Raw genomic sequence first — 18,565 nt, 5'->3', positions numbered from 1 at the left:
TGTACTTTGAAAACTTCATACAGAATGATAAGATGATTAAATATCTATTTGATCAAGACATCGTAATAACCGTAAAGTTCTTTAATGAATAATAAGTAACTGACCAGAAGTTGGTTACGAAAGTTATCAACGCTATGATAACGAGGATTGAATAATCAAGCAAAAAAGAGCGCAGGGTGGATGCCTTGGCACTAAGAGCCGAAGAAAGACGTGATAAGCTGCGAAAAGCTGCGGGGAGATGCAAATAATCTTTGATCCGCAGATGTCTGAATGGGGAAACCCGGCTGGAAGGACTCCAGCCATCCATACGCCAATCCATAACGTATGGAAGGGAACCCGGTGAACTGAAACATCTAAGTAGCCGGAGGAAGAGAAAGAAACATCGATTTCCAGAGTAGCGGCGAGCGAAATGGAAAGAGGCCAAACCGTTGTGCGTGCACAGCGGGGTTCGGACCGCATAATTGATTCAGTGATTCTAGCAGAAAGGTTTTGGGAAAGCCTGCCGGAGAGGGTGAAAGCCCCGTAAGCGAAAGGAAAACTGACAAGGCGGTATCCAGAGTACATCGAGACACGTGAAACCTTGATGGAATACGCGGGGACCACCCCGTAAGCCTAAATACTACTTAGTGACCGATAGCGCATAGTACTGTGAAGGAAAGGTGAAAAGGACCCCGGGAGGGGAGTGAAAGAGAACCTGAAACCCTGTGTTTACAATCTGTGGAAGGTCTTTATATGATCAACCGCGTACTTTTTGTAGAACGGTCCGGCGAGTTACGCGTACTGGCAAGGTTAAGTGCTTAAGGCACGGAGCCGAAGCGACAGCGAGTCTTAACTGGGCGATAAGTCAGTACGAGTAGACCCGAAACCGGGTGATCTATCCATGTCCAGGATGAAGATGCCGTAAAAGGCATTGGAGGTCCGAAGCCACATCCGTTGAAAAGGGTGGGCATGAGGTGTGGATAGGGGAGAAATTCCAATCGAACCCGGAGATAGCTGGTTCTCCTCGAAATAGCTTTAGGGCTAGCCTCGTTTTAGTCTTATGGAGGTAGAGCACTGAATTTCCGCGGGGGCGTCAAAGCTTACCAAAGAATATCAAACTCCGAATGCCATGTAGATGATGAACGGGAGTCAGACTGCACGAGATAAGTTGGGCGGTCAAAAGGGAAAGAGCCCAGACCACCGGCTAAGGTCCCAAAGTGTGTGTTAAGTGGAAAAGGATGTGGGAATTCGAAGACAACTAGGATGTTGGCTCAGAAGCAGCCATACATTCAAAGAGTGCGTAACAGCTCACTAGTCGAGAGTCCCTGCGCCGAAAATGTCCGGGGCTGAAACACAACACCGAAGCCGTGGACTCCGTAAGGAGTGGTAGAGGAGCATTCTTAAAACCGACGAAGCTGTACCGGTAAGGAGCAGTGGAGGGATAAGAAGAGAGAATGCCGGAATGAGTAGCGAGAGGAAGGTGGGAATCCTTCCGGCCGAATATCTAAGGTTTCCAGAGTAAAGCTGATCTGCTCTGGGTAAGTCGGGGCCTAAGGAGAGGTCGCAAGACGTATCCGATGGACAACAGGTTTAGATTCCTGTACCGCATATAAACAGAACTGTGGGGACGCATGTGGAAAGCATAAGCCGGGAATGGAAAGACCGGTACAAGCGGGGTAGGTGTGTGACAGGCAAATCCGTCATATAAGCCGAAGACGTGATGTGGAGCGAAATTTAGTAGTGAAGTATGTGAGCCATGTGCCGAGAAAAGCCGCTATTGTTTTATATGTGCCCGTACCGTAAACCGACACAGGTGGATGAGGAGAGAATCCTAAGGCCGACGGAAGAAGCATTGTTAAGGAATTCGGCAAAATGACCCCGTAACTTCGGGAGAAGGGGTGCCCACTGAATGGTGGGCCGCAGAGAATAGGCTCAAGCAACTGTTTAGCAAAAACACAGGTCTATGCGAAACCGAAAGGTGAAGTATATGGGCTGACGCCTGCCCGGTGCTGGAAGGTTAAGAGGAGAGGTTAGCGCAAGCGAAGCTTTGAATTTAAGCCCCAGTAAACGGCGGCCGTAACTATAACGGTCCTAAGGTAGCGAAATTCCTTGTCGGGTAAGTTCCGACCCGCACGAAAGGCGTAATGATTTGAGCACTGTCTCGACAATGCATCCGGTGAAATTGAAGTACCAGTGAAGATGCTGGTTACCCGCGCCAGGACGGAAAGACCCCATGGAGCTTTACTCCAGTTTGATACTGGGATTCGGTACTGCACGTACAGGATAGGTGGGAGACTGAGAACTATGGACGCCAGTCTGTAGGGAGTCGCTGTTGGGATACCACCCCTGTAGTACTGGGTTTCTAACCAGCTGCCGTGACCCGGCAGTGGGACAATGTCAGGCGGGGAGTTTGACTGGGGCGGTCGCCTCCGAAAGGGTATCGGAGGCGCTCAAAGGTTCCCTCAGAATGGTCGGAAACCATTTGAAGAGTGCAAAGGCAGAAGGGAGCTTGACTGCGACACCGACGGGTGGAGCAGGTACGAAAGTAGGACTTAGTGATCCGGTGGTATAAAGTGGGATTGCCATCGCTCAACGGATAAAAGCTACCCTGGGGATAACAGGCTTATCACTCCCAAGAGTTCACATCGACGGAGTGGTTTGGCACCTCGATGTCGGCTCATCGCATCCTGGGGCTGTAGCAGGTCCCAAGGGTTGGGCTGTTCGCCCATTAAAGCGGTACGCGAGCTGGGTTCAGAACGTCGTGAGACAGTTCGGTCCCTATCCGGCGCGGGCGGAGGATATTTGAGAGGAGCTGTCCTTAGTACGAGAGGACCGGGATGGACGGACCACTGGTGTATCTGTTGTCGACCAACGGCATGGCAGAGTAGCCAAGTCTGGAAGGGATAAACGCTGAAGGCATCTAAGCGTGAAGCCCCCCTCAAGATGAGATATCCCTCCTTCGGGAGTAAGACCCCTTGAAGACTACAAGGTAGATAGGGCAGAGGTGGAAGTGTGGCAACACATGGAGCTGACTGTTACTAATAGGTCGAGGGCTTGATTAAAAAAGCGGTTAAATCTGTATGAAGTTTTGAAAGTATATACTTTCAATTGATAATCCTCGATAGCTCAATGGTAGAGCACTCGGCTGTTAACCGAGTTGTTGTAGGTTCGAGCCCTACTCGGGGAGTTATTTTATGTAAGATGTTCTTATGTAAGAGATAAATATGGCTCCATGGTCAAGCGGTTAAGACATCGCCCTTTCACGGCGGTAACACGGGTTCGATTCCCGTTGGAGTCACTGACTGTAAAGCTGATACTCAGCTGAGCATCAAAAGAGCTTATTCGCCGATGTGGCTCAATTGGCAGAGCAGCTGATTTGTAATCAGCAGGTTATCGGTTCGAGTCCGATCATCGGCTTTTTCTTTTTTGGACCATTAGCTCAGTTGGTTAGAGCAACCGGCTCATAACCGGTCGGTCCTGGGTTCGAGTCCCCGATGGTCCATTTTTTTACTTGAAATACTCGATAATATATGTTATAATGTTCAACGATCTGGCCTAGTGGCTCAGTTGGTTAGAGCGCCGCCCTGTCACGGCGGAGGTCACGGGTTCGAGTCCCGTCTGGGTCGTTTTAGTAATTGTTTTACAATTACGGCATGGGATCTTAGCTCAGCTGGGAGAGCATCTGCCTTACAAGCAGAGGGTCACAGGTTCGAGCCCTGTAGGTCCCATTCATGCCGGCGTGGCGGAACTGGCAGACGCGCAGGACTTAAAATCCTGTTGTGGTGACACAGTACCGGTTCGATTCCGGTCGCCGGCATTACACTATGATTTATAGTGTTAAGTAAATATGTGTGCGTAGCTCAGCTGGATAGAGCACTTGGCTACGGACCAAGGTGTCGGGGGTTCGAATCCTCTCGCGCACGTATGAAGAAGGAGCAAGACGTAAGTCTTACTCCTTTTTTAGTATTCCAGCACGTAAAAGTTCAAATATAAAAGAAAATGACGGGAGAAGAATATGCTTACTTACAATCTGGAACAGAGAAATGATGAACCGAAATATTATTATATATATAAAATGATCCGGCGGGATATTGAGCGCGGAAAACTGAAAAAAGGAGAAAAACTTCCATCCAAGAGAAGTCTGGCGGAACACCTCGGAATCAGTCTGATCACGGTAGAGAATGCGTATCAGATGTTAAAAGATGAAGGGTATATAGAACCGAGAGAACGCAGTGGATATTATGTATGTGAAATACATGTAATCGGAGAAATGAAAGAGCAGAATCAGCAACTGCATATGCTTCCCGAGATACCGGAAGAAATCGAAGATGGACGATTGCAGAATGCAGCACTTTCCAGCTTTCCATATTCCCTGTATTTTAAGACCGTGCGAAGTGTTATTACAGAATATGGAGAAGAATTGCTGTATCGTTCACCAAATGAGGGCTGTGCGATTCTGCGAAACAGTATTGCATCCTATCTGCTGCGTTATCGTGGATTATTTGCACAGCCGGAACAGATCATTATCGGATCGGGAGCGGAACATCTGTATGGTACGGTTGTGCGTATTCTTGGAGCGGATAAGATTTATGGAATTGAAGATCCGTCCTATCATCAGATCCGGAAAGTCTATGAGGGAACGGGTGCGGTCTGTGAAATGCTGCCTATGGGGGAAGATGGAATCAGGAGTGATGTGCTGGCACAGACAAGGGCGGATGTGCTGCACGTGACACCGTTTCACAGTTTTCCGTCCGGGGTTACGGCAACCATAGGGAAGCGATACGAATATCTTGAATGGGCAAGAGAAAAACATCATTTTATTGTGGAAGATGATTTTGACAGTGAGTTCTTCATGCCTGGTAAGCCGGTAGAGACATTGTTTATGCTGGATGACAGCAGTTCGGTCATATATATCAATACATTTTCTAAAAGTTTGTCACCGTCCATTCGTATGGGATATATGATTTTGCCGGAGAGACTGATGGAACGTTACAAAAAAACTTCCGGCGGATTTTCCTGTACCGTACCGGTATTGGAACAGTATGCGCTGGCAGAATTTATCAATAAAGGATATTTTGAACAGCATCTGAGCCGGGTACGGAGAAAACAAAATCATAAAATGGAAGTATAGGGTTGACAAATATATGCATATGCTGCAGACACTTCTTGCTGTAGAAGATGTGTAGACAAATTTTGATTATGTTTGGCTGGAGCATTTTTCTGCAGGTGATTTCCTGCATGATTTCCGGAAAAAATTTTGCGGATCAGGGAGTAAAACTTCTTATGACCGGTATGTGGGCATTTGTGATTTTACTTTTTACCGGGGTATGTTATAAATTTTTTGTGGTATCGATGATTGTTATGTACATTTTTATGTTTGGAGCCGGAATGCTTTTGGAAATCGGACTGCATTTTTTTATCCCAAAGGGATTCATTCATCCACTGGTGGCTATTGTGGCAGATATTGTACTGGTTCTGACCGGAGGAGTGATACAGTATGGACTTATGAAGCTGTTTTATAAGTTCCCGCTGTCAAAAGCAGTCTTTGGTGCAGCTGCAAAACGGGAAATGAATGCATAAATATAAATAAAAGCATATGAAGAAGGTAAAAGAGCCGGTCGTCTGACCGGCTCTTTTGAGGGGAGTATAAATAATTAATAAGAGGTATAACATTGAAAAGAAGAAAAAACTTCTTTTCAAAAGTTATTATAATGGATTGCGGTATGGATTGCAATCAAATAATGAATATTTTCTCGAAAAGTTGAGAAACTATTCCTGTACTAAATAATTGTATTCGTTGAACCATGCAGTTTTTGGGGAAACGTTAAAGGAGGAAAAAGTATGTCAAAAAACAGTACAGGAACAAACAGTGCAACAAATCGCAGTGGGAGCAATCGTGTCTCTGATTGTTATTCCAACAAGTCTGAAAACAGAACATCCAATAAATCTGTGAATAAGACATCTGACAAGACGGAAGACAGGGTATCAGATAAGGCAGGAGATGTGTCTGATTCCGCATCTGATAATATGCGCTAGGCAGAAACAAAATGCATAAAATTGCATAATATAATAAAAAACAGATTACACGAAGGACAGCGTGTAATCTGTTTTTTAATGAAAACGGCATATTCTGGAGGATATTGTGAAAGATTTTGAACTGATTTACGCATCGCAGCTGAGGGCAAAACAAAGGGAGAGCAGGGCACTGGTAATTGATATCCGTGACAGGAAAGAGTATGAGAGCGAACACTGGCCGGGAGCCGTCAGCTATCCGTATGATCAGCTGGAACGAGGAACTGCCCGTCTGCCGAAAAACCGCAAGCTGATTTTGTACTGCGACCATGGGGGAGGAAGCATGCAGATGGCGCGTATGCTTGGGGAACAGGGGTATCATGTGGCAAGTGTGGTTGGTGGTTATGAGGCGATGAAAAAAATTTCGAAAAACTATTTTAAAAATCGTGAGAATATGTAACAATAGAACTGCAGACCATGCAATACATTATAGTAGAAAAGAGAACATTTATGGATACATATGAATTGGTTGTACCGTGTCATTTTGGACTCGAGGCGGTAACAAAAAGAGAAATTTATGATTTAGGATATGAAATTACAAGAGTAGAAGATGGCAGAGTGACATTTGCGGGAGATGCGGAAGCCATATGCCGTGCAAATATATTCCTTCGCAGTGCAGAAAGAGTGCTGTTGCAGGTAGGACGTTTTAGGGCAACAACATTTGATGAACTGTTTGAGGGGATAAAAGCTCTGCCTTGGGAAGACTATATTCCAAAGGATGGAAAATTCTGGGTAAAAAAGGCATCTTCTATTAAAAGTAAACTGTTCAGTCCGTCGGATATTCAGTCAATTGCAAAAAAGGCGATGGTAGAGCGTCTGAAGAATGTCTACCGGCTGAACTGGTTTCCGGAGGATGGAGCACCTTATCCGGTACGCATTTTCCTGTTAAAGGATGAGGTAATGGTTACACTGGATACTTCCGGGGATTCCCTGCACAAGAGAGGCTATCGTCTGATGACCAGCAAGGCTCCGCTGACGGAGACGCTGGCGGCAGCACTGATTATGCTGACACCGTGGAAAAAGGACCGTATTCTGGTAGATCCGTTTTGTGGAAGTGGAACGTTCCCGATTGAGGCAGCCATGATTGCAGCAAATATTGCACCGGGAATGAACCGGCAATTTACCGCAGAGCAATGGAAAAATCTGATTCCGAAACAGTTGTGGTATGACACGGTAGAAGAGGCACAGGATCTTATGGATGCAGATATCCAGGTAGATATTCAGGGATATGATATCGATGCGGAAGTGGTGAAAGCAGCCAGAGAGAATGCAAAGCGTGCGGGCGTGGATCATCTGATTCATTTTCAGCAGAGAGCGGTTGCGGATCTGCATCATCCGAAAAAATATGGGTTTGTCATTACAAATCCGCCGTATGGAGAGCGCCTCGAGGAGAAAGAGGATCTTCCGGAGCTGTATACGCAGATCGGACAGGCTTATGCAGGACTTGACAGCTGGTCACTGTATATGATTACCAGTTATGAGGATGCGGAGCGTTATATAGGAAGAAAGGCAGATAAAAACAGAAAGATTTATAATGGTATGATAAAAACCTATTTTTATCAGTTTATGGGGCCAAAACCGTCGAAACGCAGAGAAGCAGCAGAGAAAACGATCGAAAGGAAGGAACAGCAGTAATATATGAAATACTCGAAACGGTATATTGCGTTTACAATTGTGCTGGCGCTGGTTTTTATTTTAAAATTTCAGATTCTGGGCGTGGACAATGCACAGGTGGGACGGTTCCGCGGAGGAGAACTGGATACACAGGTATGGAATCCGATGGTGGCAAAGGAAGTCAACGGGCAGACCATTCATGCCGTAATCGATAACCAGACTTACAATAACAGTAAATCGAAATTTTACATGGACAAAAACCGCAATATTATGGTTCCTGTCAGCATGTTGCGGGATGCGCTGAATTGCAGTGCACATGTGTACGATAAAAAACGTCTTCTGGTGGAAAAACACAGTCAGTCTGTATCGATGGATGTGGGTCAGAAAAAGGCGTATTTAAATGGGGATGAAGTAGATATTTCATCCGCTTTAAAGGAAGTCAGAGGCCAGCTGATTGTCAGTCTGGAAGATCTGTCCAACCTGTTAGGTTATAGTTGCAGTTTCGATATCGCAAGTAATACAATTACGGCATCCGATAAAGATACTTCTGCGATTGTTCCGGCTTCTTATGATTTAAGGGAGCGTGACCGGGTATCAACGATATACAATCAGGGTTCCTATGGTACGTGCTGGGCGTTTGCCGCAACCAGTGCCTTGGAGTCTTCCCTGCGACCGGAGGAAAAAGTTAATTTTTCCGTGGACCATATGAGTATGAGCAATTCTTTTCATGCCAATCAGTATGATGGTGGAGAATATACCATGGGAATGGCTTATCTGGCAGCATGGCAGGGACCGGTCTATGAGAAGGATGATCCGTATGGGGACGGGATGACGGATGATTCGCTGAAAGCAGTGCGTCATGTGCAGGAAATGCAGGTTATTGATGGTAAAGATTACGAAGGAATAAAAGAAGCGGTATTTAAATATGGCGGTGTGGAGTCTTCCCTTTACAGTACCATAAGAAGTTCACAGGGAAGTTCGGCGTATTATAATCAGAATACAAGTGCGTACTGTTATATTGGTACGGAAAAACCGAATCATGATGTAGTGATCATTGGATGGGATGACAATTATTCGAGATCCAATTTCAATACTCCGCTGGAGGGAGACGGTGCGTTTATCTGCCAGAACAGCTGGGGAGATGGATTTGGAGAAAACGGAATTTTCTATGTGTCCTACTACGATACGAATATTGGTACGCATAATGTGGCATATACGCGGGTAGATGATGTACATAATTATGATCACATCTATCAGAGTGATCTGTGCGGCTGGGTTGGAAAATTAGGATATGACAGTGACCAGATTTACGGGGCGAATGTGTTTGAGGCAAAAGGGGCCGAAACATTGTCTGCTGCTTCCTTTTATGCGACCGGTGCAAATACACAGTACGAAGTTTATGTGGTGCACGATTTTGAAAATGAGAAGTCTTTTGCGCAGAGAGAACAGCTTGCATCCGGAACGTTACAGAAAGCGGGATATTACACCGTTGATTTTGATACAAAGGTTTCTCTGAAAAAAGGGGAACGTTATGCCGTGCTGGTATACCTGAAAACACCCGGAACCAAACATCCGATGGCAATCGAATATGATACCGGAGAGAAAATTTTACAGGGAGTGGATCTGGATGACGGAGAGGGTTATATCAGTTTAAATGGAAAAAACTTTGTAAACGTAAAAGAGAAAAAGGATTGCAATCTTTGCATTAAAGCATTTACGAGGGATTAAGATGGACGAAATCGTTTTAAAGTGGGTGACAGTACTGTCGGGAATCCTGACGGTGATTGTCTGCGTGTCGGTTTTCTTTTTCCCGGATATACATGAACGGGCTGTTCTGGCAGCCGAGCAGCAAAAGGAAGTCGGCGGAGGAAATCTGATCGCTACAACGGCGAATCCGAAAGCGGTGGTGGAGCAGTCAAAGGATCTGAACGCGCAGCTTAAGATTGCTCTACCGGAGGGAATTTCAAAAGCAGATGTAGAAATTGAAAATGATTATGTGACGCAGACCATTTATATCAAATTTGCGGGCGGTGTGGATGATTATTTCGAGCAGTATGCCATCAAGGGAAGCAGTGATCATATAGCATCCATGGCTTATTATAAGGATAAGGAAGAGGGCGTGATCGCACTTCAGCTGGATCAGGTGTATGAACTGAAAAACCGGTTCAAAAAGGGAAGCCTTTACCTTGATTTTATTGATCCGCACGATATCTATGATAAAGTCATTGTGGTGGATGCCGGACACGGAAGCCACGCAGCAGGTGCCGTAAAACTTGGAATTTCTGAAAAAAGCCTTAATCTGGCGATCGTGCAGCAGTTGAAAAAACTGTTTGATGAGGATAAACGCAGGATCAGGGTGTACTATACACGTACATCGGATACGAATCCGACGCTGGATCAGAGGGTTCAGCTGGCAAATAAGGCAAATGCAGATCTGTTTATCAGCGTACATAACAATTCGGATGCAACCGGAAACTTTACCAAAGTGAAGGGAACCCAGGTAATGTACAGTGAATCGGATGACGCAAAGCTGTCGAGTAAGAAGCTGGCGGAGATCTGCCTGAAAAATGTCGTGGATACGACGGGCAGTGAGAACCGGGGGCTGCTAAAAGGAGACAGTATCTATATTATCCGCACAAGCGAGGTGCCGGTGGCACTGATTGAAGTAGGATTTATGACAAATTATAAGGAACTGGATCTGCTGAACAGTACAAGTTATCAGAAAAAGGCAGCTGAGGGTATTTATAACGCAATCAATGAAGCATTTCAGGAGGGATATTAAATTGACAGAGATTATTTTTGCAACGGGAAACAAGGATAAAATGCGTGAGATCCGTGAGATTATGGCGGATTGTGATGTACATATTGTATCCATGAAGGAAGCCGGCATCAGGGTGGATATTGTGGAAGATGGAACTACTTTCGAGGAAAATGCAAAGATCAAAGCACGGGCGGTGGCTGCACATACGGATGCGATTGTTCTGGCGGATGATTCCGGACTGGAAATCGATGCACTGAATAAAGAGCCGGGCGTATATTCTGCCCGTTATATGGGAGAGGATACTTCTTACGATGTGAAAAACAAAAATCTGATTGACCGTCTGGATGGCGTACCGAAAGAAAAACGTACCGCACGCTTTGTCTGTGCGATTGCGGCTGTCCTTCCGGATGGAAGGGAACTGGTGACCCGTCAGACGATGGAAGGATATATCGGCTGGGAACCGGAAGGGGAAAACGGCTTTGGGTATGATCCGATTTTTTATCTGGATGAATACGGATGCTCATCGGCAGCGATTTCTCCAGAACAGAAGAATGCGATCAGTCACAGAGGTAAGGCATTGCGTGCGATGAAAGAATTATTGAAAAAAGCCGAGTTTCTGGGGCTTATTGATGAAATTGAAAAAAATATTTGAAAAATTCAAAAAAGTTGTTGACTTTATTGCCAGGCTATACTATAATCTATCTTGCGTCACGGATGAGACACAAACAACACGGACGCAACAACATAGCCTTCGGGGTGTGGCTCAGCTTGGCTAGAGCGCCTGGTTTGGGACCAGGAGGTCGCAGGTTCGAATCCTGTCACCCCGACTACATGCGGGTGTAGTTCAATGGTAGAACACCAGCCTTCCAAGCTGGATACGTGGGTTCGATTCCCATCACCCGCTCTGATATTGCGAAAGCGATATTGATGAGTGTTCGTAGCTCAGCTGGATAGAGCAACGGCCTTCTAAGCCGTGGGTCGGGGGTTCGAATCCCTTCGAGCACATGCGCGTTCCTGCGAGCGATGTTAGCGCTCTAAATGGTACGATAACATCTCTATGGTGGGTATAGCGCAGTTGGTTAGCGCGCCAGATTGTGGCTCTGGAGGCCCAGGGTTCGAATCCCTGTATCCACCCTGTTGCGGTAGCAACTATCATTGTTGGGCTATCGCCAAGCGGTAAGGCACAGGATTTTGATTCCTGCATTCGTTGGTTCGAATCCAACTAGCCCAGCTTGCTTAAAAATTAAATTATGGGATACTAGCTCAGTTGGTAGAGCACTTGACTTTTAATCAAGTTGTCGGGGGTTCGAATCCCCCGTGTCTCACTGAAAGATCTATAGTGGTTTGCTATAGGTCTTTTTTTGTGCTAAGAAGTATACAAACTGTTTATTTTTATGGCATTTGGCATTGCAGCACCACTTCCATATGAGGTTATAGGACATGGGCTGCTGTTTGTGGATATTGCGATTGCAATGTATGATCTGGACAAGTTTAAGCGTATTAATGATATGTATGGACATTCGGCTGGAGATGAAGTATTAGTTGCGGTATCGGAAGCTGTGAGGTCCAGATTATGCGAGGACGAGATTCTGGTTCGCTGGGGAGGGGAAGAGTTTATCGTCATCATGAAACAGAATGAGCGGAGATTTGAGGAACATGCGCAGGAAATCCGCGAGGCTGTGGAACAGTTACAACTGGAAACCGTGTAGTGATGTACTGCAGCGAAATGGACTCCGCAGATAACGGTTATTGTGGATAAATCAGATGATAAAAGAATCCAAAAGGTATCATCAATCATACCTTTTGACCGGAACAACTTATGAGATAAAATAAAAAGGGAGCGGTGACGCTCCCTTTTTCCGACATGGAAGAATAGTTATTTGATGCAGTTCATGGTGGCATTTTCTGCGTTTAGCTGTTTTTTGACACGATGTTTCCAAATCATATAAGTAACAATCAGTAAAATACCGGTGGTCAGCCAGGCAGCAGCATCGGCACTGCATACACCCACGTATCCAAAAGGCTTTGCGGCGATCAGGATAACCGCATAACGGCTGAACAGTTCAAGCACACCGCTGAGCATGGGAACCAGACCACGGTCTAAGCCCTGCAGACCATTACGGTATACAAAGATCCATGCCAGAGGCAGCATAAAAATACTTGCAATGTGCAGATACTGCATTGCTGCGTGCAGTGTCTGTTCAGATGGGTTGTGGATGAACCATCCGACCATCGTAGGTCCGGCAAGGCAGCAGAGCAGTGCGGCGGCTCCGGCTGCAAAGAAACATAAATAAAATGCATCTTTCATACCGCGGAAAATGCGGTCATGTTTTCCTGCACCGAGATTCTGTCCGCAGTAGGTTGCCATGGCTGTACCGAGTGTCGGCATGGTCTGGGTGGCAATGTTGCTGACTTTGGAAGCAGCAGTAAAAGCAGCTACCACGCTGGAACCAAACACGTTGACGGCACTTTGCAGGATCATGGTTCCGATTGCTGTGATGGAATAGTTTAAAGCCATCGGAATTCCCACAGACAGCATCCGGCGGATCTCATGAAAATCACAGTAATAATCTTCGCGTGTGGTCCGCAGGATGTCATGTTTGCGGAACATGACGATGAAACATAAAACTGCGGAAACCGCCTGCGAGATAACGGTGGCATAAGCGGCACCGGCAGTGCCGAGTTTTACCACAACAATAAGGAAGATGTCCAGAAAAATATTGAGACCGCTGGACAGGATCAAAAAATAAAGTGGTGTCCGGCTGTCACCGATCCCGCGTAAAATACCGGATGCTACGTTATATGCCATGGTAGCAAAGATACCGGCAAAGATGACCCGGATGTACCGGTTTGCCAGTGTGATGATATTTTCCGGAGTATTCAGCCACAGAAGCAGCTGGCGGGAAAACGCAACCGTAGGAACGGTCAGAATCATGGAAATTACAACCGTTAAAAGCAGTGAAAGTGCTACGTAATGACGGAGAAGCTTCATGTCTTTGGCACCGAATGCATGGGATACCATGACACCGAATCCCTGGGCAATTCCGTTGGCGAAACCGAGAACCAGAAACATCAGGCAGCCCGTAGAACCGACGGCGGCCAGTGCATCCTCCCCAAGATACTGGCCTACGATCACGGTGTCTACCATGTTGTAGAACTGCTGGAACAGATTTCCAAGCAGAACCGGAAGGGAAAAAAGAAGAATGATCTTCATTGGATTTCCGATCGTCATGTCTTTTCTCATAGTAAAATCTCCTTTACCTCTTATTCATTTGTAATTGTAGTCAAAGAAAGAGACTAACAGTAAGGATAGTCTCTTTTCGTGCGGGCAACAGGACTTGAACCTGCACGGTCTCCCACTAGAACCTAAATCTAGCGCGTCTGCCAATTCCGCCATGCCCGCAAGTTTATGTAGTTTTTGTATCTTTTATTATAGAAGATACTTTACTAACTATAACGACATTGTGTGCAGATGTCAATTACTTTTTGCTTAAAAAAATGACAAAATTATGGGAAAACTACTTGACGAATAGAAAAAAATATTGTATTGTATATTACGTGTTTTGCACAAGGGCTTATAGCTCAGCCGGTTAGAGCGCACGCCTGATAAGCGTGAGGTCGGTGGTTCGAGTCCACTTAAGCCCATATCCTACAGGATGTCTGGGATGACCGGACATCTTTTTTGTTTTATTGACAAGAAGAAAATATTATAAATAGGGGTTACAGTTCACAGATTACCCTGCAAACCGTAACAAATAAGGTACAAAGCATACAATACCCATTTTTTGTATATTGACAAAATATTTTATGAAGGTATAATACAAATTATCATTTGTATGATCCATTGAGGTAAATTGGTACGCAAATAATGTCAAAGGGGGCATGTTTACGTGCTTTTTTTTTGAAGCACTTTAACGTGCTACAGAGCTAATGAAGCAATGAGATAATACGATGAAATTACTAAATACTCAATAAGAGGTAGGAGAGAAGAACATGAGTAAATATCTAGTAAAACGTGTATTGTTAGCGATATTATCAATACTCATTGTAAGTGCCATTACGTTTTTCGTAATGAACCTGATTCCTGGTGGACCGTTTAATAAGGAGAAAGCGACCAGCAAGGAAGCACAGCAGGTATTGGAGGAAAGGTACAATCTGGACAAGCCGGTTCCGGAACAGTATGTATTGTATATGAACAATCTGCTGCATGGCGACTGGGGAGTTTCACTTCACAGTGGAAGAAATATCGGAACAGAGATTTCCAGAAAGTTTGCAGTATCTGCAAAATTAGGTGGAATTGCGGCAATTGTTGCCATTATCATCGGTGTGATATTGGGCAGTATCGCAGCACTTACAAGAAATAAACTGCCGGATCGTCTGATCGTATTTTTCACGACACTGGGTACGGCAATGCCGTCTTTTGTACTGGCAACGCTGCTTTTACTTGTATTTTGTTTAAAACTCGGATGGATTCCGGTATGGTCTTCGAGCAATCCGAATTATTTGCTCCCGATCATTGCACTGGCGGCATATCCGATGGCATATATTACGCGTCTGACAAAGACAAGTATGCTGGATGCGCTAAATCAGGATTATATCCGTACTGCAAGGGCAAAGGGCGTGCACCGGCTCAAAGTTATTTTTAAGCATGCGCTGAAAAATGCCCTGATTCCGGTTGTAACATATGTTGGTCCTATGGTTGCCTATATTCTGACAGGTTCCATGGTTGTGGAGAACATATTTACCATTGGTGGTCTTGGAACCGAATTCGTAACAAGCATTGTCAACCGTGATTACACGATGATTATGGCAATCACGATTTTCCTTGCGGTTCTGATGGTAGTTGCAAATCTTCTTACAGATATTGCATATAAACTGATTGATCCAAGAATCACATTTGAATAATGATGGAGGAAGGAACTTAGAATAATGCAGGGAAATGAAAAATTAAAAAAGCGGCAGATGCTGTCCGCACAGATTGATTTAAGTAAATTTAATAAGGGCGATTTTATAAAGGCAACGGAAGAAGAGAAGAAGCAGCAGGATGTCATGGGCGAGTCAACGACATTTTTTAAAGATGGCATGAAACGTCTGAAAAAGAATCCGCTGGCAATGGGAAGTATTGTGATTCTGGTTCTGATTCTGGCACTGATCATTATTGCACCGTTTTTTGTACCATACAGCTATTCGGATATCATTACAGTGGACGGCAAGCGTGACAAGACCGCAGCCAATATGGCACCGTTTGAGTACTCGAAATTAGAGCAGCAGTATATGGATCGTACCGGCGAGAAACTGTTTCCGCATATTTTCGGAACCGATAACTTAAGCCGTGATTACTTTATCCGTGTGATTTACGGTACGAGAGTCAGCCTTTCGGTTGGTGTGATCGCTGCAATCATGGTACTTATCATTGGACTGGTTTATGGTTCGGTTGCGGGATATTTTGGTGGAAAAGTGGATCTGATCATGATGCGTATCGTGGATATTGTGTATTCCTTGCCGGATATGCTCATTATCATTCTGCTTTCGGTTGTGTTTCAGGAACGGTTAAAGCCATTGATTGAGGGAACCATGTTTGAAAAACTCGGAACCAATATGATATCCATGTTTATTGTGTTTGGATTGCTTTACTGGGTAAGTATGGCGCGTCTGATCCGTGGACAGATTCTTACAATTAAAAACAACGAATATGTACTGGCAGCTCGCTGTATTGGTACCAAGAACAGTCGTATCCTGACACGTCATATTCTGCCAAACTGTTTATCTGTTATCATCATTACGACCGCGCTGCAGGTGCCAAGTGCTATCTTTACTGAGAGTTACTTAAGTTTCCTCGGTCTGGGAGTCAGTGCACCGCTGACTTCTCTGGGAAGTCTGGCAAACGATGCGCGTTCGGCTATGCAGTCGTATCCTTATCGTCTGGTTATTCCGGCAGTGCTGATCTGTCTGATCGTGCTGGCATTGAACCTTCTGGGCGATGGATTAAGAGATGCATTTGATTCAAAACTGAATTAAGGAGATAAGCAAATGAGCGAAGAAAATAAATATATATTACAAGTAAAAGATCTTCATACCAGCTTTGCAACCGATGCTGGAGAAGTCCGTGCCGTAAACGGTGTCTCCTTTAATTTGGAACCAGGTAAGACACTGGGAATCGTAGGAGAGTCCGGTTCCGGTAAATCGGTAACGTCATATTCCATCATGCAGATTCTTGCGGAAACCGGAAAAATTACTGGAGGAGAGGTACTTTACCGCGGCGAGGATATCTCCAAGTGGAACGAAAAGCAGATGCAGAAGTTCCGGGGGGAAAAGTGCTCGATCATTTTCCAGGATCCGATGACAAGCCTGAATCCGGTATTTACGATTGGAAATCAGTTGATGGAGGCAATTCTGCTCCACACAGACAAGGATAAAAAACAGGCGCGTGAGCGCGCCATTGAAATGTTAACACTGGTTGGTGTCAATGAGCCGGAAAGCCGTCTGAAACAGTATCCGCATGAGTTATCCGGTGGTATGCGCCAGCGTGTGATGATTGCCATGGCACTGGTCTGTGAACCGGATATTCTGATCGCAGATGAGCCGACTACGGCACTTGATGTGACCATTCAGGCGCAGATCCTTGAACTGATGCAGGATCTGCAGAAGAAGCTCGGTATGGCGATCATCATGGTAACCCATGATCTGGGTGTTATTGCAAGTATGTGTGATGAGATTATTGTCATGTATGGTGGACGTGTCTGTGAGCGGGGCACAGCGGATGCCATTTTCTATCATCCGGCACATGAGTACACCAAAGGACTGCTCCGCTCCATCCCAAAGGCAGACAATATGAACGAAAAACTCATCCCAATCGGCGGAACTCCGATCAATCTGCTCCAGATGCCGGAGGGCTGTGCGTTTTGTCCACGTTGTGAGTCGGCAATGAAGATCTGCTTAAAACAGCAGCCAGCGGAGTTCCGCGTGGGCGAAGACCATCTGGCGAGCTGCTGGATGAATGTAAAAGAAATCTATGAAGCACAGGAGGGCGGCAGCAATGAGCAGTGAAAAGAAAAACAATGATTATCTGCTGGAAGTAGAACATTTGAAGCAGTATTTTCCGGTGCATCAGGGTTTTAGCACCATTCCGCTGAAAGCAGTGGACGATATTTCCTTTGCCATCCGCCCGGGAGAAACACTTGGTCTGGTTGGTGAGTCCGGCTGTGGAAAGACAACAGTAGGCCGTACACTGCTTCGCCTGTATCAGCCGACGGCAGGTAAGATTACGTTTGACGGAAAAGTTCTCTTTGACAGTGGAGAACAGTATGATGAAAACGGAAAAATGATCGTTGATGCAAACGGAAAGCCGGTTATGGGCAAAAAAGTAGATGTCAATATGATGCCGTACCGCAAGGAAATGCAGATGGTATTCCAAGACCCGTATTCATCATTAAATCCACGTATGACGGTGGAAGATATTATCGGGGAACCTTTGGATGTGCATAAACTCTACAGAAATAGAAAAGAGCGTCGTGAAAAGATTCTCGATCTGATGGAGCTGGTCGGTCTGAATGCAGAGCATGCCATGCGTTATGCGCATGAGTTTTCCGGTGGACAGCGCCAGCGTATCGGAATTGCCCGTGCACTTGCGGTAAATCCGAAATTTATTGTCTGTGATGAGGCGGTATCTGCACTGGATGTTTCCATTCAGGCGCAGGTTGTCAATATGTTTGAGGAATTACAGGAAAAACTTGGAGTTGCCTATTTGTTTATCGCACATGACCTGTTGGTTGTACATCATATTTCCGACCGGATTGCGGTTATGTATCTGGGAAAGATGATGGAAATTGCGGATGCAGATGAGTTAAATGCAAATCCGATACATCCATATACACTGAGTCTGCTGTCCGCAGTTCCGATTCCGGATCCGGAGACAGCAAGAAAAAGTCATAGAATCGTGCTGGAGGGGGATGTTCCGAGTCCACTGAAAATGCCAACCGGATGTCCATTCCGTACAAGATGTAAGTATGCAACGGAAAAATGCGGTCAGGAGATGCCGCAGCTGACCGACAGGGGGAATGGTCATATGGTTGCATGCTGGAATAAATAAGGTTTTTTCCCGCAAGGGTGAAACATATAAATAATTTTCAGGAGGAACAA

14 protein-coding genes, 16 tRNA genes and 1 rRNA gene are annotated in these 18,565 nt (G+C 45.4%); 29 read left to right on the top strand and 2 right to left on the bottom strand.

Annotation, left to right across the window (positions count from 1 at the left end; translation table 11 throughout):
- The first annotated feature begins 153 nt into the window (after positions 1-153).
- The 24 genes from DXD06_RS13940 to DXD06_RS13825 all read left to right on the top strand — a co-directional run bounded on the left by DXD06_RS13940 (position 154) and on the right by DXD06_RS13825 (position 12,135).
- A 23S ribosomal RNA gene (locus DXD06_RS13940) occupies positions 154-3,041 on the top strand.
- A gap of 53 nt (positions 3,042-3,094) precedes the next feature.
- Positions 3,095-3,166, top strand: a tRNA-Asn gene (locus DXD06_RS13935).
- A 39-nt stretch (positions 3,167-3,205) separates the two neighbouring features.
- Positions 3,206-3,277: transfer RNA gene (locus tag DXD06_RS13930), tRNA-Glu, on the top strand.
- Between the two features lie 46 nt (positions 3,278-3,323).
- Positions 3,324-3,396: transfer RNA gene (locus tag DXD06_RS13925), tRNA-Thr, on the top strand.
- 11 nt (positions 3,397-3,407) lie between these two features.
- Positions 3,408-3,481, top strand: a tRNA-Ile gene (locus DXD06_RS13920).
- Positions 3,482-3,531: 50 nt separating this feature from the next.
- Positions 3,532-3,605, top strand: a tRNA-Asp gene (locus DXD06_RS13915).
- 29 nt (positions 3,606-3,634) lie between these two features.
- A tRNA-Val gene (locus DXD06_RS13910) sits at positions 3,635-3,707 on the top strand.
- A gap of 5 nt (positions 3,708-3,712) precedes the next feature.
- A tRNA-Leu gene (locus DXD06_RS13905) sits at positions 3,713-3,796 on the top strand.
- A gap of 32 nt (positions 3,797-3,828) precedes the next feature.
- Positions 3,829-3,902, top strand: a tRNA-Arg gene (locus tag DXD06_RS13900).
- A 92-nt stretch (positions 3,903-3,994) separates the two neighbouring features.
- The gene (gene pdxR / locus DXD06_RS13895; RefSeq protein ID WP_022046806.1) at positions 3,995-5,110 is read left to right on the top strand and encodes a MocR-like pyridoxine biosynthesis transcription factor PdxR; all 1,116 of its coding nucleotides are present in this window, start codon (positions 3,995-3,997) and stop codon (positions 5,108-5,110) included.
- Between the two features lie 107 nt (positions 5,111-5,217).
- Complete coding sequence (locus tag DXD06_RS13890) at positions 5,218-5,559, top strand: hypothetical protein (protein ID WP_147343638.1); 342 nt, start codon at positions 5,218-5,220, stop codon at positions 5,557-5,559.
- A gap of 261 nt (positions 5,560-5,820) precedes the next feature.
- Positions 5,821-6,015 carry a hypothetical protein gene (locus DXD06_RS13885; RefSeq protein WP_022046808.1) on the top strand — a complete coding sequence of 65 codons (195 nt, stop codon included), beginning with the start codon at positions 5,821-5,823 and terminating at the stop codon, positions 6,013-6,015.
- Between the two features lie 106 nt (positions 6,016-6,121).
- Entirely contained in the window at positions 6,122-6,451 is a 330-nt protein-coding gene (locus DXD06_RS13880) for a rhodanese-like domain-containing protein (RefSeq protein WP_022046809.1), read from the top strand.
- 50 nt (positions 6,452-6,501) lie between these two features.
- Complete coding sequence (locus DXD06_RS13875; protein WP_117832575.1) at positions 6,502-7,686, top strand: THUMP domain-containing class I SAM-dependent RNA methyltransferase; 1,185 nt, start codon at positions 6,502-6,504, stop codon at positions 7,684-7,686.
- A gap of 3 nt (positions 7,687-7,689) precedes the next feature.
- Entirely contained in the window at positions 7,690-9,393 is a 1,704-nt protein-coding gene (locus tag DXD06_RS13870; protein WP_117832573.1) for a lectin like domain-containing protein, read from the top strand.
- 1 nt (position 9,394) lies between these two features.
- On the top strand, positions 9,395-10,447 hold the full coding sequence (locus DXD06_RS13865) for an N-acetylmuramoyl-L-alanine amidase family protein (protein ID WP_117832571.1): 1,053 nt from the start codon (positions 9,395-9,397) through the stop codon (positions 10,445-10,447).
- A 1-nt stretch (position 10,448) separates the two neighbouring features.
- Positions 10,449-11,078 (top strand): XTP/dITP diphosphatase, encoded by a 630-nt coding sequence (locus tag DXD06_RS13860; protein ID WP_117832569.1) that lies wholly within the window; start codon positions 10,449-10,451, stop codon positions 11,076-11,078.
- A 100-nt stretch (positions 11,079-11,178) separates the two neighbouring features.
- Positions 11,179-11,253 (top strand) — tRNA-Pro (locus DXD06_RS13855).
- Between the two features lie 6 nt (positions 11,254-11,259).
- Positions 11,260-11,330 (top strand) — tRNA-Gly (locus DXD06_RS13850).
- Positions 11,331-11,357: 27 nt separating this feature from the next.
- Positions 11,358-11,431 (top strand) — tRNA-Arg (locus DXD06_RS13845).
- Between the two features lie 55 nt (positions 11,432-11,486).
- Positions 11,487-11,560 (top strand) — tRNA-His (locus tag DXD06_RS13840).
- Positions 11,561-11,585: 25 nt separating this feature from the next.
- Positions 11,586-11,657 (top strand) — tRNA-Gln (locus DXD06_RS13835).
- Between the two features lie 21 nt (positions 11,658-11,678).
- Positions 11,679-11,751: transfer RNA gene (locus tag DXD06_RS13830), tRNA-Lys, on the top strand.
- Positions 11,752-11,820: 69 nt separating this feature from the next.
- Positions 11,821-12,135 (top strand): GGDEF domain-containing protein, encoded by a 315-nt coding sequence (locus DXD06_RS13825; protein WP_117832567.1) that lies wholly within the window; start codon positions 11,821-11,823, stop codon positions 12,133-12,135.
- 167 nt (positions 12,136-12,302) lie between these two features.
- Here DXD06_RS13825 and DXD06_RS13820 read toward each other — a convergent pair whose 3' ends face one another.
- Both DXD06_RS13820 and DXD06_RS13815 read right to left on the bottom strand, forming a co-directional pair.
- The gene (locus tag DXD06_RS13820) at positions 12,303-13,670 is read right to left on the bottom strand and encodes an MATE family efflux transporter (protein WP_117832565.1); all 1,368 of its coding nucleotides are present in this window, start codon (positions 13,668-13,670) and stop codon (positions 12,303-12,305) included.
- Between the two features lie 79 nt (positions 13,671-13,749).
- Positions 13,750-13,829: transfer RNA gene (locus DXD06_RS13815), tRNA-Leu, on the bottom strand.
- 168 nt (positions 13,830-13,997) lie between these two features.
- Between DXD06_RS13815 and DXD06_RS13810 the strand changes: the two genes are divergently transcribed.
- From DXD06_RS13810 to DXD06_RS13790, 5 genes are all read left to right on the top strand, one after another.
- Positions 13,998-14,071 (top strand) — tRNA-Ile (locus DXD06_RS13810).
- Between the two features lie 348 nt (positions 14,072-14,419).
- Positions 14,420-15,331 (top strand): ABC transporter permease, encoded by a 912-nt coding sequence (locus DXD06_RS13805; RefSeq protein WP_022044917.1) that lies wholly within the window; start codon positions 14,420-14,422, stop codon positions 15,329-15,331.
- A 24-nt stretch (positions 15,332-15,355) separates the two neighbouring features.
- Complete coding sequence (locus tag DXD06_RS13800) at positions 15,356-16,444, top strand: ABC transporter permease (RefSeq protein WP_330418218.1); 1,089 nt, start codon at positions 15,356-15,358, stop codon at positions 16,442-16,444.
- 12 nt (positions 16,445-16,456) lie between these two features.
- Complete coding sequence (locus DXD06_RS13795; protein WP_022046526.1) at positions 16,457-17,473, top strand: ABC transporter ATP-binding protein; 1,017 nt, start codon at positions 16,457-16,459, stop codon at positions 17,471-17,473.
- On the top strand, positions 17,463-18,515 hold the full coding sequence (locus tag DXD06_RS13790; protein ID WP_055067293.1) for an ABC transporter ATP-binding protein: 1,053 nt from the start codon (positions 17,463-17,465) through the stop codon (positions 18,513-18,515). The genes DXD06_RS13795 and DXD06_RS13790 overlap by 11 nt, the downstream gene beginning before the upstream one ends.
- Positions 18,516-18,565: the final 50 nt, after the last annotated feature.

This window comes from Roseburia sp. TF10-5, assembly GCF_003462365.1.
In the GTDB taxonomy this organism is placed as follows: domain Bacteria; phylum Bacillota; class Clostridia; order Lachnospirales; family Lachnospiraceae; genus Roseburia; species Roseburia faecis.
This window is presented reverse-complemented; position numbering and strand designations above follow the sequence as displayed.